Origin of the sequence: Burkholderia sp. AU33545, assembly GCF_020419685.1 — a bacterium.
GTDB lineage: Bacteria > Pseudomonadota > Gammaproteobacteria > Burkholderiales > Burkholderiaceae > Burkholderia > Burkholderia diffusa.
This window is the reverse complement of sequence record NZ_JAIZRQ010000007.1, coordinates 355,864-382,626: the sequence shown is the minus strand read 5'-3', so window position 1 is coordinate 382,626 and position 26,763 is coordinate 355,864. Positions and strand designations below refer to the sequence as shown.

The following is a 26,763-nucleotide window of genomic DNA, read 5'->3' as shown; positions in this document are numbered from 1 at the left end:
GAACGATCGGCGATCTCGTCGGCCTGCATGTTGCGTCGAAATGCAGCAGCGGGTGTTGCAGACGTCAACACGACGCACGGCGTGTGCACCGTGGGATTGACGTCACGCTATGCGATGAACGACCGCAGCACGCCGAGCGCGTCGGACGCGCGAAGGCGCGTGAGTGCCGACGCCTCGATCTGCCGCACGCGTTCGGCGGACAGGTTCATCTGGCGGCCGATGTCGCGTAGCGAGCAGCCTTCGTCCGCGTGCAGCCCGTAGCGCAGCCGGAGCACCATCGCCTCGCGCGGCGGCAACCGGTCGATCGCGGCAGCGATCGTGTTGCGCAACTGGGTGGCGCCGGCGGCGTCCTCGGGCGACGGCGACGACAGGTCCGGCGCGACGTCGGCGAACGTCATGTCGCCTTCCGGCGAAACCGGCAGGTCCGCGGACACGGGTTCCTTCACGATCGCAAGCAGATCGCGCACCTTGTCGACCGGCTCGCCCATGTGGACGGCAAGTTCGGCCGGCGTCGCGGCCGTGCCCGCGCGTTGCCGATGCTCGCGCGCGAGCCGCGTGAGCTTGTTCAGCGCGTCGACCGTATGCGTCGGCACGCGGATCGTGCGGCCGAGGTCGGCGAGCGCATGCGTGATCGCCTGCCGGATCCACCAGGTCGCGTACGTCGAGAACCGGAAGCCGCGCCGGTAGTCGTAGCGCTCGATGGCCTTCAACAGGCCGATGTTGCCTTCCTGGATCAGGTCCGCGAACGGCAGGCCGCGATCGGGATAGCGCTTCGCGATCGACACGACGAGCCGCAGGTTCGCGTCGAACAAGCCCGTTTTCGCCGGTTGCATCGCGCGTTCGATCGCACCGAGCCGGGCATCGAGCGACGCGGTCGCGCCGGGCGGCAGTTCCGACGCCGGGGCATCGCGCACGATCGCGACGCGTGCGTCGATGAACTCGGCCGCACGTCGCGTCAGCGTCGGCCCGCAGGCCGGATGCGCGGCAATGCACGACGCGAGCCAGCCGGCGTGATCGTCGTGGTCCGTCTGCGCGAACGACGGCGGAACGCCCACGTCGGCCAACAACCGCGCCAGCCGGCCCCGCAGCGAGCGGTGCCGGCGTGCGCGGCTGCGCAACGGTTCGCTCATCCGTTCGAGTGCGCGGGCGGACAGGCACAACGTGCCGAGCAGCGCCGCGGCGTCGCGTACGTGCATGCGATACGCGGCAGACGGGGGGCCGCCCGAGGCCAGCGCGGCCCGAATGCCGTCCGCGAATGCGTCGATGCGGGCGAGCCGTGTCAGTACCGCGTCGCGCCAGGCTGAATCCTCCGATGGCGCCTCGTCGTCGCGCCCGGGCTCACCGACGCAGGCGGGCGAAGTGCCTGCATCGGCGTTATTGGACGGTCGAGCGTCGCGCGGGTCGTCGGCGAGAAAGATCACATAGGTCGATGCGGCGGCTCGGCCTTCGGCGATCTCGGTACGAATCGACACGAGCGCGTCGAGTGCATCGGGGTCGCCGCACAGCACCGCGACCGACGCCGCGCGGCCGCGCTCGATGCGCTGCGCGTATGCGAATTCCTCATCGCGCGTGAGGAGTGGCGTCGTGCCCATCTCGCGCAGGTACAGCCGGACCGGATCGGTCGTGCGCGGCGCGAGCAGGTCGGCCGCGGCGAGCGTGCCGTCGCCGTCGGCCCATGCGCGCGCGGGCGGGGCCGGCCGGAAGTAACGGTCGAGCGTCCAGCCGCTCGCGGTATCGGCGCGCTCGGACACCGCGATGCCGAGTTCGGCGAGCACGGCGGCGGCCGCATCGATACCGCTTTCGCTCGCATCGTCGTCGGGCAGCGCGTCGATGATGTCGCCGCGCGTGACGAAGCCGCGCGACAGGCCGGCCGCGATCAGTGCGTGCAGATGCGCGACGGCATGCGCCGGCGCGCCGTCGTCGATGCCAGCCGCGGGCGCCGGTGCATGCCGCGCCGGCAGCCCGTCGCGCGAAGCGTCACGCCCGCTTCGCATACACGTTGCACCAGCCGTCCGCCGCGACCAGCTTGCCGGCGAACATCGGGCACGTGCCGGCGGTATCTGCCGCTTCGCCCTTGTAGAAGCGGCAATTTGCACAACGCTGGCCGGCCTGGTATTTCGGGAACTGCGCGGCGTCGACGCTGGACGCATGCGCGCGATAGCCGAGCGTCTTCGCGGCGGGGTCGTTCTCGTCGACGAGCGGCGGCGCCGCGCATGCCGTGCGTGCGGCGGCGAGCGTCGCGCACAGGCCGATGGCGTTGATGATGAAGGTTCTGCGGGAGGTCGGGTACGTCACGGTCGTTTCCTGTTGAAGATGAAATCGTGGGGAAGGGAGCGGCTTGCATTGCGTGGCGAAGCCGCTTGCCCGGTATTACTGGCTCGCGTCCTTGTGCGCGGCGGGACCGGCGACGAGCGGCGCGGTCGACGCATGTGCGGTATCGGCCGTCAGCTTGTCCTTGCTGGCGGCATAGCCGTTCGACGCGAGCAGGAAGGCCATCAGGTCCGCGTATTCGTCGTCCTTCAGCTTGCCCGGCTGGTCCGCCGGCATGTTGGTCGCCATGTAGCCGAACACGCCGCCGATCGTCAGGTGCGAATGCGACAACGGCGCGAACGACGGGCCGCTCAACGCGGGCGCGGTGTTGCCTTCGAGATCGGCGCCGTGGCACTTGGCGCACGCATTGCCGTAGATTTCCTTGCCGTGGGCGACCTGGGCCGCGTCAAAGGACGGCGCGGCGTCACCGGTGGTCGCGCCGACGCGGATGAAGCCGCCGCCGGCGCTCACGTTGCGCGCGCGCAGCAGGTTGCCGGGCGCGCGGCCTGCGCTCGCCGTCGCGCCGTCGAGGAAACGCGACGGCATGCGCGACTCGTGCGCTTCGAGCGCGCTGCCGGGCAGCGCCCACTTGCGGGTCAGCGCGGCGAGCCGGCCGTTGTTCTTCATTTGCGTGAGTGCTGCGTCGATACGTTGCTGCAACTCTGCCGAGCGCGGCGCGAACGCAAACGTGAGCTGCCATTCCGCATACGGAGAAGACGTCGCGCCGATGCGGAACGCCTGTTTCGGATGCGCGGCCTGATACGCGACGACTGCCGGATACCAGACGATCGCGCGATGCGCGCGGCCGCGCGCGACCGCGTCGACCGTTTGCTCGGACGTGTTCTCGAGATCGAAGCGCGCATTCTTCTGCTGAACCGCGATCAATTGCGCAGGGCTCGCGTAGGTCGCCGCGACGATTTCGCGGCCGGTGGCCGGCGCGCCGGCATCGCGGCGCGTGACGCTCACGTAGCCCGAGCGCAGGTAGCCTTGCGAGAACAGCAGTTTCGTATCGGATGCGTCGGCGATGGCCGAGCGCGGAAAGCCTGCGAGCACGTCGCAGTCGTGTTCGAGGATGCCGGCGAGCTCATGTGCGGATACGCCGTCGTCGTCGTTGCCGCCCGCGTCGTGCCCGGAGAAGTTCGCGGCGATGCCGGCCGTGCGGAACGCCTCGCGGGCGACGGCCTTGTCGAGCGCGGCCGTCGGCGTGCCCGGCAGCGAGCAGACGCGCACCGCCGTCGCGGCCGTGGAGAGCGCCGGTGTCAGCGCCGTGCCTGCCGCGAGCGCACAGGCCACGGCGAGGCGGGAAAGTCGGATGTTCATGATCGTACGCTCGGTTGAAAACGGGAAAGGGAGGGGCGCCCGCGCCAGCGGCGCGGGCGCAATACGGTTGGCCGGATGCCGATCAGCCGCGGTCGAGGGCGAACACGTACAGCGTGCCGCCGCGCGGCACGTCGTCCGCCGCCTTGGCCATCGGGCCGCCCCAGATCGGATTCGCGCCGCCGTAGCCGGCGAGTACCGCTACGTACTCCTTGCCGTCGACTTCGAAGACGGACGGCTGCGCGATGATCCCGCTCGCGAGCTTCGGGCTCTCCCACAGCACCTTGCCGGTGGCGACGTCGAACGCGTACAGGTGACCGTCGAGCGAGCCGCTGAACGCGAGGCCGCTTGCGGTCGTCGCGACGCCGCCGTTCCACGGCAGCTTGCTCCAGTGGCTCCACACCTTCTTGCCGGTGTTCACGTCGATCGCCTGGAGTTCGCCGTACCCTTCGCTGCCCGGCTCGGGCTTGATCTCGAAGCCTTCGCCGAGATACGGCAGCCCTTCCATGTAGTTGACCGACTTGCCCGACAGGCTCATGCACGCATGCAGCGCCGGCACGATCGCGAGATGGCGCACGGGGTCGTACGACACCGACCACCAGTTCTTGCCGCCAAGGAAGCTCGGGCACGTGTCGATCGTCGTGCCGACCTTCGGATACTTCGCGGGATCCTGGATCGGCGCGCCGTCTTCCGTGTAGCCGGTGACCGACGTCGCCTTCACGAACGGCTCCGCATAGATCAGCTTGCCGGTGTCGCGATCGATCGCATGGAAGTAGCCGTTGCGGTCCGCGTGGATGATCGCGTCGCGCTCCTTGCCCTTGTACTTGATCGTCGCGAGCACGGGTGTGTTGACGCCGTCATAGTCCCAGGTGTCGTGCTTCGTGTACTGGTAGTGCCATTTGAGGTCGCCGTTCTTCGGATCCAGCGCGAGCAGCGAATCGGAGTACAGGTTGTCGCCCGGGCGCAAGTCCGCGAGCCACGGCCCCGGGTTGCCGACGCCCCAGTACAGCGTGCGCGTCGTCGCATCGTAAGTGCCGGTCAACCAGGCCGGTGCGCCGCCGTGCGCCTGCATGCCGTCGGGCCAGGTGTCACCGTGCTTCTCGCCCTGGCCGGGAATCGTGAAGCGTTTCCACAGCAGCGTGCCGTCGTTCGGGCTGAGCGCCGCGATGAAGCCGCGTGCACCGTATTCGCCGCCCGAGCTGCCGACGACGATCGCGCCGTCGAGCGCGAGCGGTGCGAGCGAGAACGCGTAGCCGAGCCCCGGCTCGAACATCTGCTTCTTCCACACGAGCGCGCCGGTCTGCGCGTCGAGCGCGGCCACCTCGCCGCTCAGCATCGCGACGTAGACGTTCTTGCCGTAGAGCGCGACACCGCGGTTCACGACGTCGCAGCAGGCCGTCTTGAACGATTCCGCGCCGAGTTTCGGTTCGTATTTCCACAGTTGCGCGCCGGTGGCCGCGTCGAACGCGTACACGTTGTCCTTCGGCGTGGTCACGAACAGGTAGCGGCCGTTGACGATCGGCGTGGCTTCGAAACCCTGCTTCAGCTCGGCCGGAAACTTGTAGCTCCACGCCTGCGTGAGCTGCTTCACGTTCGACGCGTCGATCTGCTTGAGCGGCGAATGCGCCTGGCCGTTGTACGTGCGGTAGTAGGTGAGCCAGCCCGGATCGCGTTGCGCATCCGTGAGCCGCTGATACGTGACGGCCGGATAATCCGCGGCAGCGTCCACCAGGCCGGGATTCAAGGCGATCGCGGCCGCCGCCGCGATTCCGATGGTTGCCAGTCGGCTCGTCGAAGCCGAGAGTTTTTTCATGGTTGTCTCCAGAGTCATTGTGGTCGCACCGCGGCCAACACATGGCCGGGCCGGCAGGGTGGGGATCCGGGTCCAGTGCGCAGCCAGTCACGCAAATCGCATGCCATTGAGGCGCGCGCCCTGTCGCGCAAGGCGGAGCGGCCGGTTGTGCGCACCGCGGCGACGTGCACGGCGTGGCGCGGATGATCCGCGTGTGTTGCGTTCGGGGACAGCCGCGGGTGGAGTGTTGCGAAACATGACAGTGCGGTGCGCGGCCAAAGGCGTCACCTCGTTGATCCAAATTGACACAGGCGCAACAGGGGTGGCTCGAACTGCAACAGGTGCGCGGTTGCATATCGATGCGTGTCGGCTTCGATCGGCTGCCGGCAGGGCGTTGCACGCATCGGCATGCTTCTTGCCGTTCGACACGGCAATGATTCCGCGCAGCGAGAGACCGCCATGCATGTCCCGATTTCGTCCGATGCCGCTCGCAGGTGCGAACGCCGCCGCGTGGTCGCACGCGCACATGGCATCGCGCCTGCCACCCCGTATGTGGCGACGACGATCGGCATGCTGCAGCCCGCACGCGCCCGCGAACCGCTGCGAGCCGTCGCGCTGACGGTATTTGCCGCCCATGCGGCCATCATGGCCGCGCTGTGGCACGCATGGGTGCCCGATGGACGGACGACGCTGCCTCGCGCACTCGCCGTCGAGGTGGACGCGAGCGAATCCGCGCGGGTTGCAGAATCTGGCGTGCATCGTCGGGTGGATGTCGCGACACAGGTTCCCCCCGCGCGTATGCCGTCGCATTCGAGCCGAGAAACAGCGGTACATCGAGCGGCTCGGCCGAGTGTGGCCGCAACGCGTCAGGCCGATCTTGCCGGTCCTTCGCGCAAGCTCGCGGCCGCAACCGCCGCAGTGCCGCCGGACGGTGAACGTCGGCGAACCATGCCGGAGCAGGAACCGGCTCAGCCTGCCGCCGCACATGCCGCTGCGGATGCCGCGACGGTGCCCGCGCCGCGTGCGACGCCGGTCGCGCAGTCCTCGGCCGCACCCGAACCGGTCACCGCACCGCGCTTCGCGGCGGCCTACCTGCGCAACCCTGGGACGAGCGTCAGCTTGTACGCGGACCAAAACGAGTCGTTCGGCACAGTGGCCGGCGTCATCGCGTCGATCGGACGTGCGCGTGTCTCGCATGTCGCGATCGCGACGGCGGATGGCGATGCGGGTACGGCGCGATGAAGCGATCGACGTCAGCTGGGACGATCGGCGATATAACGGTATGGACAACGATATAACAAAGCTAAGACAAGAAAAGAGGAGACGTGGAGATGAAGGAAACGGATGGGGCGAAGCGCCGCTTCGTCGCCCGGCGCGCGGGCGTCACGCTGTGCTTCGGCGGCATGCTCGGCGGCTGGCTGACGCCGGCGTGGGCGCAGGTCGAACGGGCCGGTAACGTCGATGCGCCGACGCTCGCGCCGATCGTCGTCGTCGGCACGACACCGCTGCTCGGGATCGGCACGCCGCTGTCGCGCGTGCCGGCCAACGTGCAGACCATTCGTGGCGAGGACATCATGCGTCAGCACGGCAGCGTACTGACCGACTACTTCGAGAAGAACGTGTCGAGCGTCGACATCAACGAGGCGCAGGGCAACCCGTACCAGACGGACGTGAACTACCGCGGCTTCACGGCGTCCCCGATCGTCGGCACGCCGCAGGGTCTGTCGGTATTCGTCGACGGGGTGCGCGTGAACGAGCCGTTCGGCGACGTCGTGAACTGGGATCTCCTCCCGCAGGCGGCGATCGACACGATGCAGTTGATTCCCGGTTCGAATCCGACCTACGGGCTCAACACGCTCGGCGGCGCGCTCGCGATCACGACGAAGAACGGCCGGACGAACCCGGGCGGCGCCGCACAGGTGTCGGTGGGCTCGTGGGGACGCAAGACCGCGCAGATCGAGCAGGGCGGGCGCATCGGCGGCAACCTCGACTACTACGTGACGGGCAACGTCGCGAACGACAACGGCTGGGCCGATCACAATGCGAGCCGAGTGCGGCAGGGATTCGGCAAGCTGCGCTACACCGACGCCGATACGACGCTGTCGATCTCGGCCGGCGGCGCGGACAATGCGCTGCAAGGCTCGCAGACGATTCCGCGCTCGTTTCTCGACAATCGCGCACAGGCCTATACGTATCCCGACCTGAATCGCAACAGCGCCGCGTACGTCACCGTGTCGGGCGACCATTCGTTCAACGACCACGTGCAGCTCAGCGGCAACATCTATTACCGGCATTACCGCAACACCAACACCAGCAGCAACGTGAACGACGACTTCGGCAGCGTCGACGGCGGCGGCGCTGCCGACACTGTGCAGGCGGCCAACGATCGCTCGGTGATCACGACCGACAGCTACGGCGCGAACCTGCAACTGACGCTGCTCGGCAAGCTCGCGGGCATGGACAACCAGTTCATCGTGGGCGCATCCGCCGATCTCGCGAACTCGGGCTTCGAGCAGTCGTCTCAGGATGCAATGTTCACGGATACGCGTGCGACGGTCGGCATCGGCGACTTCACGCGGAAGACGCGCGCGAAGACGCGCAACGCCAACTACGGCGTCTACTTCGACGACACGCTGGCGCTGACGCGTCAATGGTCGCTGACGCTGGCCGGGCGCTACAACTGGTCGCGGGCGGCGATCGAGGACGCGAGCGGCCTGCAGCCGTTGCTCACCGCGCGTCATACGTTTTCGCGGTTCAACCCGGCCGTCGGCGTCACGTGGAATCCGGTGCCCGGCTTCACCGCATATGTGACGTACAACGAAGGAATGCGCTCGCCGACCGCGATCGAGCTCGCATGCGCCGATCCGGCCGCGCCGTGCTCGTTGCCGAACGACTTTCTCGCAGACCCGGCGCTGAAGCCCGTGATCGCGAAGACGATCGAGTTCGGCGCGCGCGGCCGGTTCGACCCGGCGACGATGTGGAGCGCGGCCGTCTACAGCACGACGCTCGACGACGACATCCAGTTCATCAGCAGCAACGGTGGCGCGAGCACGCTCGGCTATTTCCAGAACGTCGGCAAGACGCGCCGGCAAGGCTTCGAGCTTGCGGGCCATACGCGGCTAGGGCCGGTCGGGATCGGCGTCAGCTACAGCTATGTCGACGCCACCTACCGCTCGACGTGGACTGAAAGCAGCGCGAGCAATTCGAGCGCCAATGCGCAAGGCAACATCGTCGTTCGCTCCGGCGACCGCATTCCCGGGATTCCGTCGAGCACCGTGAAGCTGCGGCTCGACTATGCGGCGACGCCGAAGTGGAACGTCGGCACCAACATCACGTATCGCAGCGGCGTGTTCGCGCGTGGCGACGAGAATAACCAGGACGTGAACGGCAAGGTGCCCGGCTATGTCCTGATCGACCTCGATACGACCTGGCAGGTGACGAAGCACCTGCAGCTGTTCGCGTTGATCACCAACCTGCTCGACAAGCGCTACGCGAGCTTCGGGATAATCGGCCGGAACGTCTTCGCTGGTCCGAATCACTCGTTCGACGGGATCAACCCCGTCAACGAGCAGTTCGTCGGGCCGGGCGCGCCGCGCGGCGCGTGGGTCGGCGCCCGCTATGCGTGTGACTGAACGGGCGGCTCGGCGTGTTGCGGTGCGTCTGCTGCCGTGACGTCGAGCACCTTGCGTACCGCGCGAGCGACGCCACGCGCGAGCGCGTCGTCGCTCGCGAGATGCCCGGCCGGCACGCGTTCGACGACGGCCGCCGGCACCGCGCGGGAGAGCCGATCGACGTTGTCGACCGGGCACACGCGGTCGCGCGTGCCGTGCACGGCATGCAACCGCACGCCGGCTTGAGCGGCCTGCCGCGCCAGCGCCAGCAACTGGCGCTCACCGAGCCAGCAGTTGCGTTGCAGGTAGTGCGCCTGGATCCGGTATTTGTCGATCAGCCCGGCGACGGCGGGTCGCGTCGGCCGCGTGGCGCGCGCCGGTCGCCCGGTCAGGATCGCATCCTCATACGCGTTCCATGCGAGCGCGACCGCGCGTTGCCGCGCCGCGCCGGCGCCCGGCTGGAGACGCCGCGCGCAGCATGCGATCAGGCGATCGGCGCGCGCGGTGCCGGCGGCGGCCATCAGGCGCTGCCAGGCCCGCGGCGCCCGTGCGCGCGAGCCGACGAACAGGCCGCGCACTTCGCGCGACGACGTCAGAAACAACCCGCGCAGCACGACGCTCGTCACGCGGGATGGATGTCGCCCCGCGTAGGCGAGCGCAAGCGCCGCGCCCCACGACCCGCCGACGACGCACCAGCGTGCGATGCCGAGGCGTGCACGCAGCGCGTCGAGATCGCCGATCAGACGCATCGTGTTGTTGTGACGCAGGCCGCCGCGCGGCGTCGACGCGCCTGCGCCGCGCTGGTCGACGAGCACGACGCGCATGCGCGTCAGGTCGAACAGGCCGAGTACCGCCGGTCGGCTCCCGCTGCCGGGCCCGCCGTGCAGCACGACGACCGGATCGCCGTGCGGGTTGCCGGCTTCGGTCCATGCGATCCGGCATGCGTCGCGGGACAGGGCAGGTCGGGGCGTGGAAGCGGAGCGGAGCGGTCGCTGCGTCATGTCGTGTCGGAAAGAGGGTAACGGGTCAACGCCGTAACGGGCGGATACGATGAAACCCGAGAACAGGTTGGGGCTTGACCCACGTCAAAGCCAGAATCGCGCCAGCGACCACGATCGGGATCGACCGGGTAGCGGCGGCGGGTGGAATCGCGATATTACGTCCCCGGCGCGTCGCACCGGCTGCACCGCATGCGATTGAGGTTGCTTTCATTTTCATTTCGTTTTGCGCCGGGCGACGATGCGCGGCGCCCGACGCAAGCGCTGCCGACAGCGTGGCCCGAAGTTTGCTTGATCCAGCACAAAGTCCGGCACCGACCGGAAGGATCCCCGGAGGAGACAATGCGCGATGACGTTCATCCGACGGCCAACGCACGGGCAACGCATGCGCCCGGCTGGCCGACGCCGACGATCCAGAAGTCCCATGAGCGGTCCGAGACGTTCGGCCTGCAGGCGTCGGCACGTCCCGACTACGACCTGCTGTCCGGCACCGCGCTGGCGCTCAAGCGCGAGCAGAACCGCGTGCTGTGCGTGCATGCGATGCCCGTGATGGAGACGCTGCACGAGCAGATCGTCAATACGCAGAGCATGATCGTGCTGACCGATGCGGAAGGGCTGATCCTGCATTCGATCGGCGACGACGACTTCTTGCGGCGCGCGGAACGGGTCGCGCTGCGCCCCGGCGCGAACTGGGCGGAGAGCCGGCAGGGCACCAACGCGATCGGCACCGCGCTCGCGGAGCTATGCCCGATGGTCGTGCACGGCGACCAGCACTTCCTGGCCGCGAATCATTTCCTGACCTGCTCGAGCGTGCCGATCCTCGACCCGTACGGCGACGCGATCGGCGTGCTCGACGTGACGGGCGATCATCGCAGCTATCACCAGCACACGATGGCGCTCGCGAAGATGTCGGTTCAGATGATCGAGAACCACCTGTTCACGACGACGTTCCAGGAGACGCTGCAGGTGTCGTTTCACGGCCGCCCCGAATTCCTTGGAACGCTGATGGAGGGGATCGTCGCGTTCACCGCGGACGGCCGCTTCCTGTCGGCCAATCGCAGCGCGCAGTTCCAGCTCGGGATGCCGCTCGCCGCATTGCGCGCGCATACGCTCGCGTCGCTGTTCGACGTGACGAGCGCGCAGCTGATCGACCGGATGCGCGCGAGCACCGAGCCGCATGTGTCGCTGAACCTCGGCAACGGCGCGGTGGTCTGCGCGCGCGTGCAGTTCCGGCGCGCGTTGCGGGCCGAGGGCAGCCGGCCCGCCGAAGTGCACGACGTCGCCGCGCCGGCCGCGCGGCCGCCTGCCGCGCAGTGCGCGGCGAGCCTGTCGCGGCTCAGCTATCTCGACACCGGCGATCCGCAGGTGGCGGCGGTGATCGCGAAGGTCCGCAAGGTGATCGGCAAGGACATTCCGGTGCTGATCACCGGAGAGACGGGGACCGGCAAGGAGCTGCTCGCGCAGGCGATCCACAACGACTCGCCGCGCCGCGACGGGCCGTTCGTCGCCGTCAACTGCGCGTCGATTCCGGAGACGCTGATCGAATCCGAGCTGTTCGGCTACGAGGAGGGGGCGTTTACCGGCGCGCGCCGCAAGGGCGCGACCGGCAAGCTGCTGCAGGCCAACGGCGGCACGCTGTTTCTCGACGAAATCGGCGACATGCCCTATCCGCTGCAGGTGCGGCTGCTGCGCGTGCTGCAGGAGCGCATCGTCAATCCGCTCGGGTCGACGAAGGCGATCGGCGTAGACATCGCGATCATCTGCGCGACGCACCGCGACCTGCGCGACATGATCGCGCAGAACCGCTTTCGCGAGGACCTGTACTACCGGCTCAACGGGCTCGTCGTGCGCCTGCCGCCGCTGCGCGACCGCACGGACCTCGCGGTGGTCGTGCAGAAGATGCTGCAGCGGGAAACGCTGTCGGGGCCGGGGCGCCGCCCCTTGAGCGTTGCGCCCGACGTGATGGCGCTGTTCGAGCGCTGCGCCTGGCCGGGTAACTTCCGGCAGCTCGCGAACCTGCTGCGCACGGCGGCCGCGATGGTCGACGACGACTGCGAGATTCGCTGCGAACACTTGCCGGACGATTTCTTCGACGACGTGCGGCACGACAACGGCCCGGCGGCACAGGAGGCCTGTACGCCTTCGCCGCTCGCATCGGAAGCACCCGCGTTCGCGACCGCGGCCGGCGATGCACGGCTGCAGGACGTGGCCGCCTCCGCTATCGCGGCCGCGCTCGCGCGTCACGGCGGCAACGTATCCGCCGCCGCACGTGCGCTCGGCGTGTCGCGTAACACGATCTACCGCAAGATGCCGGCCGCCGGACCGGATGCGCTGGAGCCGGACGAACCCTGACGCAAGCCGCGACTGTCACACCGGTGTGTCAGGTTGCAACACCCGGTGTTCAAGGATTCAACACTTGCTCAACCGGCCGCGCGTGGCATGAACCGTCGCTCGACGGTTTCTGAAATATTATCGTCGGCAAATCGTAAGAATGACGGTGCCGTGACCACCCGGCGGCTGCCGCATGCCTTCGCACGCCGTTGCGCAACGCAAGTGCCGCCCCGGCACGCTCCTTGCTGAATGGGTATCGGCCGCTCGATCGATGCGGTTTTTTCGACTCACCAACTCAACAAGGAGACACATCATGCAATGGACCACCCCGGCTTATACCGACCTGCGTTTCGGTTTCGAAATCACGATGTACATCGCCAACCGCTGATCGACGCGCGCAGTGCCGCCCGCATCGACGGACACGATGCGGGCGGCGCCGGGAGCACACGCAGATGAAGATCAAGATACTCGGCTCGGGCGCCGGCGGCGGACTGCCGCAATGGAACTGCAACTGCGGCAACTGCCGTCGTGCGCGGGCCGGCACTGACGGCATCGTGCCGCGCACGCAATCGTCGATCGCGGTCAGCGGCGACGGTGTCGACTGGGTGCTGGTGAACGCGTCGCCGGACATCCTCGCACAGCTGCGCGCCACCCCCGACCTGCAGCCGGCTCGCGCGATTCGCGACAGCGCGATCGTTGCCGTCGTGCTGTGCGACGCGCAGATCGACCATGTGACGGGCCTGCTGATGCTGCGCGAACGCACGTCGCCGCTGCCGCTGTATGCGAGCGCGCCGGTGCTCGACGACCTGTCGACCGGGCTGCCGCTCGTGCCGCTGCTCGGCCACTACTGCGGCGTCGACGTCCACACGATCGAGCCAGGCGAACCGTTCGCGATACCGGGCGCCGGTGGCATCCGCTTCACCGCCGTGCCGGTCGACAGCAAGCCGCCGCCTTATTCGCCGCGCCGGGAGGCGAGCGTGCCGGGCGACAACATCGCACTCCTGATCGAAGACACGACGAGCGGCCGGCAGGCTTTCTACGCGCCGGGGCTCGCCGACGTCGACGACGGCGTGCGCGCCGCGATGCGCGACGCCGACCTCGTGCTGGTGGATGGCACATTCTGGACCGGCACGGAGATGATCGACCTCGGCCTGTCGTCGAAGCACGCGGCCGACATGGGGCATCTCGCGCAGTGCGGCGATGCGGCGAGACCGGGCATGATCGACCGCCTTCGGCTGTTGCCGGCGCACACGCGCAAGGTCCTCACCCACATCAACAACACGAATCCGATTCTCGACCCCGGCTCCGGCGCGCGCGCGCAATTGCGCGAGCACGGCATCGAGGTCGCCCACGACGGCATGCAATTCGAGGTCTGACCATGAACGCACCGATTCCGGCCGCGGCGCTGCACGCGACACCCTGGAGTGCGCAGGAGTTCGAGGCGCGCCTGCGCGCGCTCGAATCGCGCTATCACATCCACCACCCATTCAACCGCCGCCTGAATACCGGTGCGTGCTCAGCGTCGCAGATTCGCGGCTGGGTCGCGAACCGCTTCTACTACCAGGTCAGCATTCCGCTGAAGGACGCGGCGATCCTGTCCAATTGCCCGGACCGCGACACGCGCCGGCTGTGGGTCGAGCGGATTCTCGATCACGACGGTCACGGCGGTCAGGAAGGCGGGATCGAGGCATGGGCGCGGCTCGGCGAGGCGGTCGGCATCGAGCGCGAGGCGTTGTGGTCGCTCGCGCACGTATTGCCCGGCGTGCGGTTCGCGGTGGATGCCTACGTCAATTTCGCGCGGCACGCGCCGTGGCAGGAGGCCGTGTGCTCGTCGCTGACCGAGATGTTCGCGCCGCAGATCCACCTCGACCGGCTCGCGGGCTGGCCGTCCCACTATCCGTGGATCGAGGCGGACGGGCTGCAGTATTTCCGCAGCCGCGTGCCGCTCGCGCAACGCGACGTCGAACACGGGCTCGCGGTGACGCTGAGCCATTTCACGACACCGGACGCGCAACGGCGCGCGCTCGACATCCTGTCGTTCAAGCTGGATGTGCTGTGGTCGATTCTCGATGCGATTGAAAAGGCGTATCCCGCATGAACTCCAACGACGCCGTCAGCGGCGTGCCGCTGCGCCCCTCGCTGAGGGGCATGTACCGCCTGCAGTGGGAGGCGGCCCAGGATGCGTACGTGCTCCTGTATCCGGAAGGCATGGTCCGGCTCAACCCGAGCGCGGGCGAGATCCTCGCGCGCTGCGACGGCACGCGCGAGCTCGACGACATCATCGACGAACTCGAGCGGCTGTTCAGCACGTCGGACCTTGCGTCGGACGTCTATCGCTTCCTCGATCATGCGCGACTGCGCGGCTGGCTCGACTGACATGGACATGACCCCTCCTCCGAACCGGCCGTCCGCGCCGTTGTGGCTGCTCGCCGAGCTCACGTACCGCTGCCCGCTGCACTGTGCGTTCTGCTACAACCCGGTCGATTTCGCGACACACGGCGCGGAGCTCGATACCGACGCATGGCGCACGGTGATCAGCGACGCGCGCGCGCTCGGCGCCGCGCAGATCGGCTTTTCCGGCGGCGAACCGCTGCAGCGCGACGACCTGGAGGTGCTGGTCGAGCATGCGCGGTCGCTGGGTTTTTATACCAACCTGATCACGTCGGGCGTGGGCCTGAATGCCGCGCGCATCGACCGGCTCAAGGCGGCCGGGCTCGATCATATCCAGCTGTCGCTGCAGGATTCGACGCGCGAGCTGAACGACTTCCTGACCAGCACGCGCACCTTCGACCTCAAGCGCGGCGTCGGGCGGCTGATCAAGTCGCACGGCTATCCGATGGTGTTGAACTGCGTGCTGCATCGCTACAACCTGCCGCACGTCGGCCAGATCATCGAGATGGCGCTCGACCTTGGCGCGGATTTTCTCGAACTCGCGAATACGCAGTACTACGGCTGGGCGATGCTGAATCGCGACCAGCTGATGCCGACCGCCGAACAGCTGCGCGAAGCGGAGGAAACGGTCAACCGCTACCGCAAGCTCGTCGGCGAACGGTGCAAGATACTGTTCGTCGTGCCCGACTACTTCGAGCAGCGGCCGAAGGCTTGCATGAACGGCTGGGGCTCGGTATTCCTCGGCGTCGCACCGGACGGGACCGCGCTGCCGTGCCATGCGGCGCGCGGGTTGCCCGGCCTCGAGCTGCCGAACGTGCGCGACCGGTCGCTGAAGGACATCTGGTATGAAAGCGACGCGTTCAACGCGTTTCGCGGTGACGGCTGGATGCGCGACCCGTGCCGCACCTGTGACGAGCGCCATGCGGATCATGGCGGGTGCCGCTGCCAGGCATACATGCTGGCAGGCGACCCCGCGCAGGCCGATCCGGTCTGCGCGAAGTCCGAGCATCACGGCCGGGTCGAACAGGCCGTGCAGTTCGCGCGGAGGGGAGGGCGGCAGGACGAGCGTCCGCTGATCTTTCGCAGTGCTGCGAATTCTGTCGGGCGTTGAGCAGCGCGTGCCGCTGTATCGGGCACGTCACTTTCTCGACTTCCTGGACGATTGACGCGCCGCCTGCCCGAGCAACGCAGCGAACGCCGCTTCGTCCACGCGCAGCCCGCGCGGCGAGTGGCGCACCTCCAGCGCCGCGAGCATCCCGGCTTCGAACGCATCGAGCACCGCCGGGTGGATGTAGCATCGTCGGCACACGGCCGGCGTGTTGCGCAATATGTCGGCGACGGCCCGCACCGTTTCGACGATCTGCTTGCGCGCCTGCGTGACGTCCTCATGCGGGATGCGCCGCAGCAATGCCAGCGCCTGAACACTGCCCGCCCATGTCCGGTAATCCTTCGCGGTGAACTCCGCGCCTGCTGCTTCGCGCAGATACTCGTTCACGTCGGACGAGCCGATCGAATGACGTGTGCCGTCGTCGTCCACATACTGGAACAGCTCGTGCCCGGGCAACTCCGCGCAGCGTCGCACGATCCGGCCGACGCTCGGGTCGTCCACGGTCACGTCGTGCTCGATGCCGCTCTTGCCCGTGAAGCGCAGGCGAACCTGTCCCGGGCGGATCGACACGTGGCGCTTGCGCAGCGTCGTCAGCCCGTACGACGCGTTCTGGCGTGCATATTCGGCGTTGCCGATCCGCGCGAGCGTCGTGTCGAGCAGCCGCACGATCGTCGCGACGATCTTGTCGCGCGGCATCCCGGGCAGTGCCAGATCACGCGCGACGCGCGTGCGGATGCGCGGCAGCGCGCGGGCGAAGGCCGCCATCCGCGCGTACTTGTTCGCGTCGCGCGTCTCGCGCCACTGCGGGTGATAGCGATACTGCTTGCGCCCGCGCGAATCACGCCCCGTCGCCTGCAAATGGCCGCGCGGGTCCATGCAGATCCAGACATCGGTATACGCCGGCGGAATTGCTAGCGCATCGATGCGGGCGATTTCGTCGGCGTCGCGGATCCGGACGCCGTCCTGCGTGTAGTACGCGAAGCCGTGGCGCAACCGCCGGCGCGTATAGCCGGGATGCCGGTCGTCGACATGGCGCAGCGGCGCGGCAAGACGAGCGACGGTTTCGGTGCCGGGGCCGCTTCGGGACGTACGTTTCTTCATGTCGCAAGCCGCCAGCGAAGCGGCGTATCCATGTGCGGCGATCGGGGTTCACGCGCGGCGGACATCGTTGCTCTCCTTGTTGTCGGAGCGGCTGTCGCGGGGCGCGAACAGCGCTTGCCAGTGCGACAGCAAGATCCGTGCGCCGCCGCGATACGCTGCCCCGCCCACGTCGAAACGGTGGGGGCAGGCGACGATCCGGTGCTAGGTGTTTATACGTATGCCGATACCGATATCGCTTCAATCCAATATTTCATTGGAAGGTTATCGGACTTGTTTCTAGACTGATCCGGGGCGTACATACCGGGCCGGCCGCATGCGCCGGCCGGCACCGCCCCGAACCGCACCCGCGCCACGCAGAACCACAACAGCACGGCATCGCGCCAGGCAGGCGCCGCGGCATACAACGACATCATCGGAGACGGACCATGACATTCATCAGGAAGCTGACGGCCGGTGCGCTCGTCGCCGCGGCGACGGTATTCGCTTCGGGTGCGCACGCGCAGCAAAAGCCGATCACGCTCGGGTTCTCGCAGGTCGGCGCGGAAAGCGCGTGGCGCACCGCCAACACCGTGTCGGTGAAGAGCGCGGCGAAGGACGCCGGCATCAACCTGAAATTCTCGGACGCGCAGCAGAAGCAGGAGAACCAGATCCGTGCGATCCGCTCGTTCATCGCGCAGAAGGTCGACGTGATCGCGTTCTCGCCGGTCGTCGAGTCGGGCTGGGAGCCGGTGCTGACCGAAGCGAAGGCGGCCCATATTCCGGTGATCCTGACCGATCGTGGCGTCGACGTGAAGGATCCGTCGTTGTACGTGACGATGATCGGCTCCGACTTCCTCGAGGAAGGGCGGCGCGCCGGCCACTGGATGGAAGAGCGCTTCAAGAACGATGCGGGCCCGATCAATATCGTCGAGCTGCAGGGCACGGTCGGCTCCGCACCGGCCAACGATCGCCGCGCGGGCCTGCTCGAAGTGATCAAGAACAATCCGAAGTTCAAGGTGATCGCATCGCAAAGCGGCGACTTCACGCTCGCCGGCGGCAAGCAGGTGATGGAAGCGTTCGCGAAGACCTACGGCAAGCAGATCAACGTCGTCTACGCGCACAACGACGACATGGCGCTCGGCGCGATTCAGGCGATGGAAGAGGCCGGCATCAAGCCCGGCAAGGACGTGAGCGTCGTATCGTTCGATGCGACCAAGGGCGGCTTCCAGGCGATGGTGGCCGGCAAGATCAACGTCGACGTCGAATGCAGCCCGCTGCTCGGGCCGCAGCTGATGACCGCGGTGAAGGACGTGGTCGCCGGCAAGCAGCTGCCGAAGCGCATCGTCACGAACGAGACGGTGTTCCCGATGAGCGTCGCGGCGCAGGTGCTGCCGACCCGCAAGTACTGAGTCCCGGCGGACGCGGGCGGCGGCGCGGCTGCCGCCGTCAGCCTTCCGCCTCGAATCGAGGGCGATCCATGACGAATCCGCCGGTGGTCGAGATGATCGGCATCGACAAGGCGTTCCCGGGCGTGAACGCGCTGCAGCGCGTGAACTTCCGGTTGTTTCCGGGCGAAATTCATGCGCTGATGGGCCAGAACGGCGCGGGCAAGTCGACGCTGATCAACGTGCTGACCGGCGTGCACGCGCACGACGCGGGCGAGATTCGCGTCGGTGACGCACCGGTGCGGTTCGCCGCGCCGCGCGAGGCCGAGGCGGCCGGAATCCAGACGCTGTACCAGGAAGTGAACCTGTGCGCGAACCTGTCGGTCGCCGAGAACATCTTCGCGGGCCGGCAGCCGATGCGGCGCGGGGCGATCGACTGGAAGACGATCCATGCACGCTCGCGCGATGCGCTCGCCGAGCTCGACCTGTCACTCGACGTCACGCGCTCGCTCGACGCGTATCCGATCGCGGTGCAGCAGATGGTCGCGATCGCGCGGGCCGTGTCGGTCGATGCGCGCGTGCTGATTCTCGACGAACCGACGTCGAGTCTCGACGACGGAGAGGTCGCTCGGCTCTTCGACGTGCTGCGCCGACTGAAGGCGTCGGGGATGGCGATCCTGTTCGTCACGCACTTTCTCGAACAGACCTATGCGGTGTCCGACCGGATCACCGTGATGCGCAACGGCGAGCGCGAAGGCGAGTACCTCGCGCGCGACCTGCCGGTCGATATGCTCGTCGCGAAAATGACCGGCCGCGAACCGATGTCCGGCAAGCTGCAGGCAGGCGCGGCGGCCGTGCAGCGGGATGCCGATGCGGCCGCGCCATTCCTCTCGATGCAGCAGGCAGGCCGGCGCGGGATGATGAGCCCGCTCGATCTCGACGTGCGGCCCGGCGAGATCGTCGGGCTGGCCGGGCTGCTCGGCTCGGGGCGCACGGAAACCGCGCGGCTCGCGTTCGCGGCCGAGCGCACCGACACCGGCGCGATCGAGATCGACGGCGCACGCAAGCGGCTCGCGTCGCCGCACGATGCCGTGCGCAACGGGATCGCGTATTGCCCTGAGGATCGCAAGAAGGAGGGGATCGTCGCGGCGTTGTCGATCCGCGAGAACATCGTCCTCGCGCTGCAAGCTCGGCGCGGCTGGTGGCGGCTGATCGGCCGCGCGCGCCAGCGCGAACTCGCCGAGGCGTACATCGCGAAGCTCGGCATCAAGGCGCGCGACGCGGAGCAGCCGATCGGGCTGCTGTCCGGCGGCAACCAGCAGAAGGTGCTGCTCGCGCGTTGGCTCGCGACGGAGCCGAAGCTGCTGATCCTCGACGAGCCGACGCGCGGCATCGACGTCGCCGCGAAATTCGACATCATGGAGCGCGTGCTCGCGCTGTGTGCGCAGGGGCTCGCGATCCTGTTCATCTCATCGGAGATCAGCGAAGTGGTGCGCGTGAGCCACCGCATCGCGGTGCTGCGCGATCGCCGCAAGGTCGCCGAACTGACCGGTGCCGAGGCGTCGGAAGAACACGTGTATCAACTGATCGCGGGAGGCCGGTCATGATCCGGTTACGCACGTTGCTTCGCCATCCGCTCGTATGGCCGATGCTGACGCTCGCACTGCTGTTCGCGCTCGACGTCGCGCATCGGCCCGGCTTCCTGTCGATCGCGGTGCTCGACGGCCACTTGTTCGGCGCACCGATCGACATCCTGAATCGCGCGGCACCGCTCGTGATCGTGTCCCTCGGCATGACGCTCGTGATCGCGACGCGCGGGATCGACATCTCGGTCGGCGCGATCGTCGCGATCGCCGGCGCGGCCGCGGCGATCGTGCTCGACGGCGATCCGGCGCGGGTCGGCCCGGCGCTGGCGGCTGCGCTATGCGTGGGGTTGCTCGCAGGGGCATGGAACGGTGTGCTCGTCGCGTTCGTCGGGATGCAGCCGATCATCGCGACGCTGATCCTGATGGTCGCCGGACGCGGTATCGCGCAGTTGCTGACGGGCGGACAGATCATCCCGATCGGCGCGCCGGGCTACCTCGAACTCGGCGGCGGCTATCTCGCGGCCGTGCCGTGTTCGGTCTGGATCGCGATCGCGACGATCGCGGCGACCGCGCTGCTGGTGAACCGCACGGCGCTCGGCCTGTTCATCCGCGCGATCGGCGTGAACCCGGTCGCGACGCGGCTCGTGGGCTTGCGCGCGGGGGCGGTCGTGTTTGGCGTATATCTGTTCGCCGGCGTCATGTCGGCGCTCGCCGGCATCCTCGCCAGCTCGAACGTGCGCAGCGCCGACGGCAACAACGCGGGGCTGCTGCTCGAACTCGACGCGATCCTCGCGGTGACGCTCGGCGGCACGTCGCTGCTCGGCGGCCGCTTCAGCCTCGCGGGTTCCGTGCTTGGCGCGCTGATCATCCAGACGCTCACCTACACGACTTATTCGATCGGCGTGCCACCGGAGGCGACGCTCGTCGTGAAGGCGCTCGTCGTGATCGTCGTGACGCTGATTCAGTCGGACGCGGCGCGCGGGCTGGTGATCCAGCGTGCGTCGCGGCTGCTGTCTTCCACCCGCTCGCGCGCCACCACCGGAGCCACGCCGCGATGAAACGATTCTTCGCATCGCTTACCGACCCGCGCACGTTGCCGATCGTCGTGACGATCGTGCTGTTTGCCGCACTGTTCGGCTTCGGATCCGTGATGTACACGGGCTTCTTCTCGATGCAGGTGCTGACCGGGCTGCTCGTCGACAACGCGTTCCTGCTGATCGTCGCGATCGGGATGACGTTCGTGATCGTGTCGGGCGGTATCGACCTGTCGGTCGGCTCTGTCGTTGCGTTGACAACGATCTTCTGCGCGGTCGGCGCCGAGCGATTGCACTGGCCCGTCTGGGCGATCGTGCCGCTGGTGCTCGTGTTCGGCGCGCTGTACGGCGCGGCGATGGGTGCGCTGATTCATTACTTCAGGTTGCAGCCGTTCATCGTCACGCTTGCCGGAATGTTTCTCGCGCGCGGCGCATGTTTTCTCATCACGACGCAGTCGATCACGATCAACGAGCCGACCTTCCATGCGCTCGCGGGCATCAGCGTGCCGGTCGGTGGCGGGACGCTGAGCGCCGGTGCGCTGATTGCGCTCGCGACGCTGGCCGCCGCGATCTACGTTGCACATTTCACGCGCTTCGGCCGTAACGTGTATGCGGTCGGTGGCAACGAGCGATCGGCGCTGCTGATGGGGCTGCCGGTCGCGCGCACGAAGGTCGGCGTGTATGCGCTGAGTGGCTTCTGTTCGGCGCTCGGTGGCGTGGTGTTCACGCTGTACGTGCTGTCCGGCTACGGGCTGCAGGCGCAGGGGATGGAGCTCGACGCGATCGCTGCGACCGTGATCGGCGGCACGCTGCTCACCGGCGGGGTGGGGTACGTGATCGGGTCGGTGTTCGGCGTCGGCATCCTCGGCACGATCCAGGTGCTCATCACGTTCGACGGCACGCTGAGTTCGTGGTGGACGCGGATCGTGATCGGCGCGCTGCTGTGCGTGTTCTGTCTGCTGCAGCGGGTCATCGAGCGGCACGCTGCGCGGCGGCGTAGCGGCGGGACGGGGCTCGATCCGAAACGGCGGAAGCGGGAAGTCGCGCAGGCCGGGTCAGCGGCGCCGGGTGACGATGCGGCGCTGGTGTCGACGATGCGGCGGTTGTGGCGGTTCACACCGTCGGCGGCGCGCCGGTGACGGGTACGCAGGTCCGGCCATATCCCTATCCGGTTCGGCGTTGAACGACGCATCGGCGATGCCGACAGGTCTTGGCGACTCGGCCGGCCGCTCGATCGCGTGCAGGTCCAGCGCATCGAGCGGATCCCGTGCCGCCGCGGGGCCGAGGTGGCTGATCACGCGGGCGTAGTTCCGCGAATCTGCCTCATCGCATGCCGCCACTGGCGATGATGTGTTCGCCAGTCAACCACTTTGCGTCGTCGGAGGCGAGGAAAACCGCGATCGACGCCACGTCGTCCGGTCTGCCCACACGCCCGAGCGGCGTCTGGCTGACCGCCGAACTCTCGAACTCCGATCCGATCACCCCGGCGGTCTGTGCACCTTCGGTCACGATCACGCCCGGATTGATCGTGTTCACGCGAATCTTCCGCGGCCCGAGTTCGCGGGCGAGTGCGCCGGTGATGGAATCGACCGCGCCTTTCGTGCCGCTATATACGGCGGTCGTGGCGGGCGTGAGCGTCGAAACGACCGAACTGACATTGATGATGCTGGCACCCTCGCCAAGGTGCTGGACCGCGGCCTGTGTGGTGAGCAGAACACCGAGCACGTTGACGTCGAACTGCCTGCGGTATTGCGCTTCCGTAAATGCGTCGATCGGCGCGAACTCGTAGACGCCGGAGTTGTTCACGAGGATGTCGAGGTGGCCGTATGTTTCGATCGCCGCGTCGACGATGCTCTTCGCGTCGGCGGCATTCGACACGTCGCCGCCCACGGAAATCGCCGTGCCTCCGGCCGTTGTGATGGCTGACACAACGGCGTCCGCGCCGGTCTTGCTGCTCGCATAGTTCACGACAACCGATGCGCCCTCTGCCGCAAGCGCCTTCGCGATGGCCGCGCCGATCCCTTTCGACGCGCCGGTGACGACCGCCACTTTCCCTGCAAGCTTGCTCATGATTTTTACCTCGGTGTGAATGAAGCCGCTGATAGAAACCGACGTCGCGTCGCGCACGATGCAATCGGCAATGTTTTCTGCCACCTCGGACTGATGCGCCGTCGCGAAATCGGGGCGCCGATCGCACGATGCTGGGCGAATCGACGCGTAGTCGTGCAGGACTTCTGCTTTAGCCCGGCCACGGCGAGTTACGGATAACTGAACAAAAATTTCCGCGATGGAAATGCGGCTCCTTGTCGGCGATCACGTCCGCTTTCACGTTGCCGAATGTGGTCTCCGGCTTGTGTTTGATGCCATCGTAGAAGGCTTGAATGATCTCCTCCTTGAAGTGTGGCGGGCGCGGATGCGCATGCGTCACTGCTTCGCGTTCCTCGTGGGAAAAATCGTGGTAAGAGAGGCCGAGCACGTCCATCTCGACACCGGCCGTCACCAGCGCGACGATCGGGTGCATATGGCGCGGAATGCCGGGCGTGGTATGCAGCGCAATGGCCGTCCAGACGAGATCGATGTCGGCCGCATCGATGCCCCGGCCGGAGAGAAATTCGCGCGCCGCATTGGCCCCATCGACTTCAAATCGTTCGGTGGCGCTGCTGTACGCACCGGCAAGGCCTACGTCATGGAACATGGCGCCCGCGTACAAGAGTTCCCGATCGAATTTCAGGCCGCGGCGCGCGCCTTCCAGCGCCCCGAACAAATACACGCGGCTCGAGTGATGAAAGAGCAGCGGGCTAGACGTGTCGCGCACGAACTCGGTAATTTCCCGTGCAAGTTGACTATCGGGTACGGCGACATCCTGAATGACCTGCGACATGACGGTTCTCCATCGAGATGTGATCGGACGCTGGCGTCGTGGCGGACGCCGCACGCGAATGGCCGGCTACTTCGTCGCAGTCGTCGCCCCGATTCTTGCCAAGGCCTCGCGAACGCCCGCGCCGTACTCAGGGTCGGCCTTCGCGCAATTGAGGATGTGGCGTTCCTGGATATGCGCCTGAACGGAGCCCATCTGGCGAGCGGTGTTATCGAACAGCAATTGCTGCTGCGTCCGACTCATCAGACGAAACAGATTTCCGGGCTGCGCGAAGTGATCGACGTCCACGCGGTGGTCCCAATGTGCGGCCTCGCCTTCGATCCGCAGCGGCGGCTCGTGAAGATCGGGCCGGACTTCCCACTCGCCGGAACTGTTCGGGTAGTAAGACGGTGTGCCGCCGAGGTTGTCGTCGGTGCGCATGGCGCCGTCGCGGTGGTAGCTATGGAAGGGGCACTTCGGCGCATTGACGGGAATGTGATTGAAGTTCACGCCCAGCCGATAACGTTGCGTGTCGCCATAAGAGAAGAGACGCGCCTGCAGCATCTTGTCCGGCGAAAAGCCGATGCCGGGCACGACGTTCGCGGGCGAGAAGGCCGCCTGCTCGACCTCGGCGAAATAATTGCCCGGATTGCGGTTCAATTCGAGTACGCCTACCTCGATCAACGGGAAATCGCTTTTCGGCCAGACCTTGGTCAGGTCGAACGGGTTGAACGGCAGAGACCTGGCCTCGTCGTCGTTCATCACCTGAATGAAGAGTGTCCAGCGCGGGAAGTCGCCGCGTTCGATGCTTTCGTAAAGATCGCGGCCATGCGTTTCGCGGTCCTTGCCCACGAGCTGCTCGGCTTCGCCGTCAGTCAGATTCGAGATGCCTTGCTGCGTACGGAAGTGGAACTTCACCCACGTTCGCCGATTGTCGGCATCGACAAGGCTGAACGTATGACTGCCGAATCCATGCATGTGCCGATAGCTGCGCGGTATGCCCCTGTCGCTCATGACGATCGTGACCTGGTGAAGCGCCTCCGGCAGGAGCGTCCAGAAGTCCCAATTGCTGTTTGCGCTGCGCAGTCCCGTGCGCGGGTCGCGCTTGATCGCGTGGTTGAGGTCGGGAAAACGCAGCGGATCACGGAAAAAGAACACGGGCGTGTTGTTGCCCACGATGTCCCAGTTCCCTTCTTCCGTATAGAACTTCACCGCGAAGCCCCGGATATCGCGCTCGGCATCCGCGGCGCCGCGCTCGCCGGCGACTGTTGAAAAGCGCATGAATACCGGCGTTGCCTTGCCGATTTCCGAAAAGAGTTTCGCCTTCGTGTAGCGCGTGACGTCGTGCGTTACCGTAAATACCCCGTGCGCCCCCGATCCTTTGGCGTGCATGCGTCGTTCTGGAATGACCTCGCGGTCGAAGTGCGCGAGTTTCTCGATCAGCCAGATATCCTGCAGCAGCGCGGGACCGCGCGGGCCGGCCGTTTCGATGTTCAGATTGTCGGCGACGGGTGCACCCGTCGCGTGATCAAGACGCACAGACGTATCGCGATTTTTCATGCCTCGACTCCAGGAGGGTTGGGCGGACCGGCGCAGCGCCACTCCGTTCCGGGCTGGCGGCCGCGCGAGGCTTTATGGGCAAATCAACGTGCAATTTCGGCAGGAGCGGCGAAAAGAAATGGCCGGACTGCGATGGCCACCCGTTCAATGGGTGACGAGCTGCCGAGGCATCGACGAGTCGATGTGAGAGAAGCGTACCTGTTGGGTGCCCGCGTGATCTTGTATAAAACAACGATTCGATGGACGAATCGCGGGCGACCGTCGAACACCGGGGACAGTGGTTGAATTCGAATCAGGGAGCGGGGGGCGTAGCGTGTCGACGCATATCGAGCGAGTACCCGCGTGCCGACAACGACGTTTGCATATATCTGGTGCTATCGGTTCCGCTGCGCCCACTCTTTTGGCCCGCACCCTTCGAAACGCGAGAACACGCGCGAAAAATGACTTTGGTCGAAAAATCCGCAGTCCGATGCGATGCTGGCCAGGTTCGCATCGGTTTCCCGCAGCAGCGATTTTGCGCGCTCGATACGGCGCTTGAGTAGCCACTGATGGGGTGTGCTGCCGGTGGAGTGCTTGAAGGCTTCGCCGAAGTAGCTGGTGGAGAGATTACATTCGCGCGCGAGATCGGCAATCGACGGATTTTCGTGCAGGTGGGACGCGAAATAATCCTCGATGCGCCGCATCTGCCACGGAGCCAGTCCGGAGCGGCGTGGACGGAGCGCCGGAGCGGCTCGGCCATATCGTGTGACGACGTGTTCGCAAAATGCCAGGGCGAGGTAATCGATGAACAGCGCACTCGTCAGGTTGGGCTGCTGCAGGACTGCCTGCAGCGTATGCGAAAGACTGAACAGCACCGGGTCGCTGGCGCCGAGATGCGGCTGCACGAGTCCACCTATGCGCCGGCGCCGCTTTTGATCGGTGAATTCCTCGATCGCGCCTTGGGCCAGATAGAGCCGCATGGTATCGAACGGCATGTCGAGACGGCGCGTCGGGCTCGAGCGCAGGTCGAGCAGATAGCAACTGCCGGGACTGCACGATGCGGAAGCGTCGAGGTTGCCGCTTGAATAACGGAGGCCGGGATCGGGGCCCAGTATCAGCGGCATCTGAAAGACAAAGGCCTCCTCCGGTTGCGGCGTGAGCGAGCGCCCCGGTTGAGGCCGGGGGTTGGTTAACCGTGTGAACGAGATCGGTTGCCCCTGGGAGAAAACGCCGGCCCGCACCGTGGGTGCATCGCGCAGTAGAAACCGTTTGGCGAGGGTGTCGTCTGCAACGGGTTGCCCGAACTCGACAGAATCCTTATCGTTCATTCATCGCGCCCTGGAGTGCGCCCGTACGAGCGTTGTGTGCCTTTGCCCGACGGCGGGTTCAAACGAAATCAGACCCAAATTTAGCCCAATTCGATG

General features: G+C 66.9%; 22 protein-coding genes. 12 read left to right on the top strand and 10 right to left on the bottom strand.

Going from position 1 to position 26,763, the window contains the following annotated elements; translation table 11 throughout:
* Positions 1–107: 107 nt before the first annotated feature.
* From LGM71_RS24545 to LGM71_RS24530, 4 genes are all read right to left on the bottom strand, one after another.
* Complete coding sequence (locus tag LGM71_RS24545) at positions 108–1,994, bottom strand: sigma-70 family RNA polymerase sigma factor (protein WP_226116876.1); 1,887 nt, start codon at positions 1,992–1,994, stop codon at positions 108–110.
* Positions 1,978–2,295, bottom strand: coding sequence for a high-potential iron-sulfur protein (locus tag LGM71_RS24540; RefSeq protein WP_059510566.1), 318 nt, complete (start codon positions 2,293–2,295; stop codon positions 1,978–1,980). Before LGM71_RS24540 ends, LGM71_RS24545 begins: the two co-directional genes overlap by 17 nt.
* Before the next feature lie 75 nt (positions 2,296–2,370).
* Entirely contained in the window at positions 2,371–3,630 is a 1,260-nt protein-coding gene (locus LGM71_RS24535) for a c-type cytochrome (protein WP_226116875.1), read from the bottom strand.
* 82 nt (positions 3,631–3,712) lie between these two features.
* Entirely contained in the window at positions 3,713–5,440 is a 1,728-nt protein-coding gene (locus tag LGM71_RS24530) for a methanol/ethanol family PQQ-dependent dehydrogenase (RefSeq protein WP_226116874.1), read from the bottom strand.
* A gap of 342 nt (positions 5,441–5,782) precedes the next feature.
* Here LGM71_RS24530 and LGM71_RS24525 point away from each other — a divergent pair, with 342 nt between their 5' ends.
* On the top strand, positions 5,783–6,661 hold the full coding sequence (locus tag LGM71_RS24525) for a hypothetical protein (protein ID WP_226116873.1): 879 nt from the start codon (positions 5,783–5,785) through the stop codon (positions 6,659–6,661).
* Between the two features lie 89 nt (positions 6,662–6,750).
* On the top strand, positions 6,751–9,051 hold the full coding sequence (locus LGM71_RS24520) for a TonB-dependent receptor (protein ID WP_226116872.1): 2,301 nt from the start codon (positions 6,751–6,753) through the stop codon (positions 9,049–9,051).
* Here the strand turns inward: LGM71_RS24520 and LGM71_RS24515 are convergent.
* Positions 9,036–10,031 carry an alpha/beta fold hydrolase gene (locus LGM71_RS24515; RefSeq protein WP_226116871.1) on the bottom strand — a complete coding sequence of 332 codons (996 nt, stop codon included), beginning with the start codon at positions 10,029–10,031 and terminating at the stop codon, positions 9,036–9,038. The genes LGM71_RS24520 and LGM71_RS24515 overlap by 16 nt on opposite strands.
* A gap of 339 nt (positions 10,032–10,370) precedes the next feature.
* Here LGM71_RS24515 and LGM71_RS24510 point away from each other — a divergent pair, with 339 nt between their 5' ends.
* From LGM71_RS24510 to pqqE, 6 genes are all read left to right on the top strand, one after another.
* The gene (locus LGM71_RS24510; RefSeq protein WP_226116870.1) at positions 10,371–12,380 is read left to right on the top strand and encodes a sigma-54-dependent Fis family transcriptional regulator; all 2,010 of its coding nucleotides are present in this window, start codon (positions 10,371–10,373) and stop codon (positions 12,378–12,380) included.
* A 292-nt stretch (positions 12,381–12,672) separates the two neighbouring features.
* Positions 12,673–12,747, top strand: coding sequence for a pyrroloquinoline quinone precursor peptide PqqA (gene pqqA, locus LGM71_RS24505; RefSeq protein ID WP_006410019.1), 75 nt, complete (start codon positions 12,673–12,675; stop codon positions 12,745–12,747).
* 64 nt (positions 12,748–12,811) lie between these two features.
* Positions 12,812–13,735: a pyrroloquinoline quinone biosynthesis protein PqqB gene (gene pqqB, locus LGM71_RS24500; RefSeq protein WP_059605524.1), complete on the top strand. Its 924-nt coding sequence runs from the start codon at positions 12,812–12,814 to the stop codon at positions 13,733–13,735.
* Positions 13,736–13,737: 2 nt separating this feature from the next.
* On the top strand, positions 13,738–14,457 hold the full coding sequence (gene pqqC, locus LGM71_RS24495) for a pyrroloquinoline-quinone synthase PqqC (RefSeq protein ID WP_059605494.1): 720 nt from the start codon (positions 13,738–13,740) through the stop codon (positions 14,455–14,457).
* Complete coding sequence (pqqD, locus tag LGM71_RS24490) at positions 14,454–14,735, top strand: pyrroloquinoline quinone biosynthesis peptide chaperone PqqD (protein WP_006751646.1); 282 nt, start codon at positions 14,454–14,456, stop codon at positions 14,733–14,735. Before pqqC ends, pqqD begins: the two co-directional genes overlap by 4 nt.
* Before the next feature lies 1 nt (position 14,736).
* Complete coding sequence (pqqE, locus tag LGM71_RS24485; protein WP_413226908.1) at positions 14,737–15,861, top strand: pyrroloquinoline quinone biosynthesis protein PqqE; 1,125 nt, start codon at positions 14,737–14,739, stop codon at positions 15,859–15,861.
* A 27-nt stretch (positions 15,862–15,888) separates the two neighbouring features.
* Here the strand turns inward: pqqE and LGM71_RS24480 are convergent, their stop codons facing one another.
* The gene (locus LGM71_RS24480) at positions 15,889–16,959 is read right to left on the bottom strand and encodes a DNA topoisomerase IB (RefSeq protein WP_226116868.1); all 1,071 of its coding nucleotides are present in this window, start codon (positions 16,957–16,959) and stop codon (positions 15,889–15,891) included.
* A 425-nt stretch (positions 16,960–17,384) separates the two neighbouring features.
* Between LGM71_RS24480 and LGM71_RS24475 the strand changes: the two genes are divergently transcribed.
* The 4 genes from LGM71_RS24475 to yjfF all read left to right on the top strand — a co-directional run bounded on the left by LGM71_RS24475 (position 17,385) and on the right by yjfF (position 22,082).
* Positions 17,385–18,347: an ABC transporter substrate-binding protein gene (locus LGM71_RS24475; RefSeq protein WP_059529188.1), complete on the top strand. Its 963-nt coding sequence runs from the start codon at positions 17,385–17,387 to the stop codon at positions 18,345–18,347.
* Positions 18,348–18,415: 68 nt separating this feature from the next.
* Positions 18,416–19,930 (top strand): sugar ABC transporter ATP-binding protein, encoded by a 1,515-nt coding sequence (locus LGM71_RS24470; RefSeq protein ID WP_226116867.1) that lies wholly within the window; start codon positions 18,416–18,418, stop codon positions 19,928–19,930.
* Entirely contained in the window at positions 19,927–20,967 is a 1,041-nt protein-coding gene (locus LGM71_RS24465; protein ID WP_226116866.1) for an ABC transporter permease, read from the top strand. Before LGM71_RS24470 ends, LGM71_RS24465 begins: the two co-directional genes overlap by 4 nt.
* Positions 20,964–22,082 (top strand): galactofuranose ABC transporter, permease protein YjfF, encoded by a 1,119-nt coding sequence (gene yjfF, locus LGM71_RS24460; protein ID WP_124901840.1) that lies wholly within the window; start codon positions 20,964–20,966, stop codon positions 22,080–22,082. Before LGM71_RS24465 ends, yjfF begins: the two co-directional genes overlap by 4 nt.
* 184 nt (positions 22,083–22,266) lie before the next feature.
* Here yjfF and LGM71_RS24455 read toward each other — a convergent pair whose 3' ends face one another.
* The 4 genes from LGM71_RS24455 to LGM71_RS24440 form a co-directional block, all read right to left on the bottom strand.
* Positions 22,267–23,013 (bottom strand): glucose 1-dehydrogenase, encoded by a 747-nt coding sequence (locus tag LGM71_RS24455; protein WP_226117067.1) that lies wholly within the window; start codon positions 23,011–23,013, stop codon positions 22,267–22,269.
* A 169-nt stretch (positions 23,014–23,182) separates the two neighbouring features.
* The gene (locus LGM71_RS24450; protein ID WP_226116865.1) at positions 23,183–23,824 is read right to left on the bottom strand and encodes an HD domain-containing protein; all 642 of its coding nucleotides are present in this window, start codon (positions 23,822–23,824) and stop codon (positions 23,183–23,185) included.
* 66 nt (positions 23,825–23,890) lie between these two features.
* A complete protein-coding gene (locus tag LGM71_RS24445; protein WP_226116863.1) occupies positions 23,891–25,360 on the bottom strand; it encodes a catalase in 1,470 nt (489 codons plus the stop codon).
* A gap of 374 nt (positions 25,361–25,734) precedes the next feature.
* A complete protein-coding gene (locus LGM71_RS24440) occupies positions 25,735–26,667 on the bottom strand; it encodes a helix-turn-helix domain-containing protein (protein ID WP_226116861.1) in 933 nt (310 codons plus the stop codon).
* Positions 26,668–26,763: the final 96 nt, after the last annotated feature.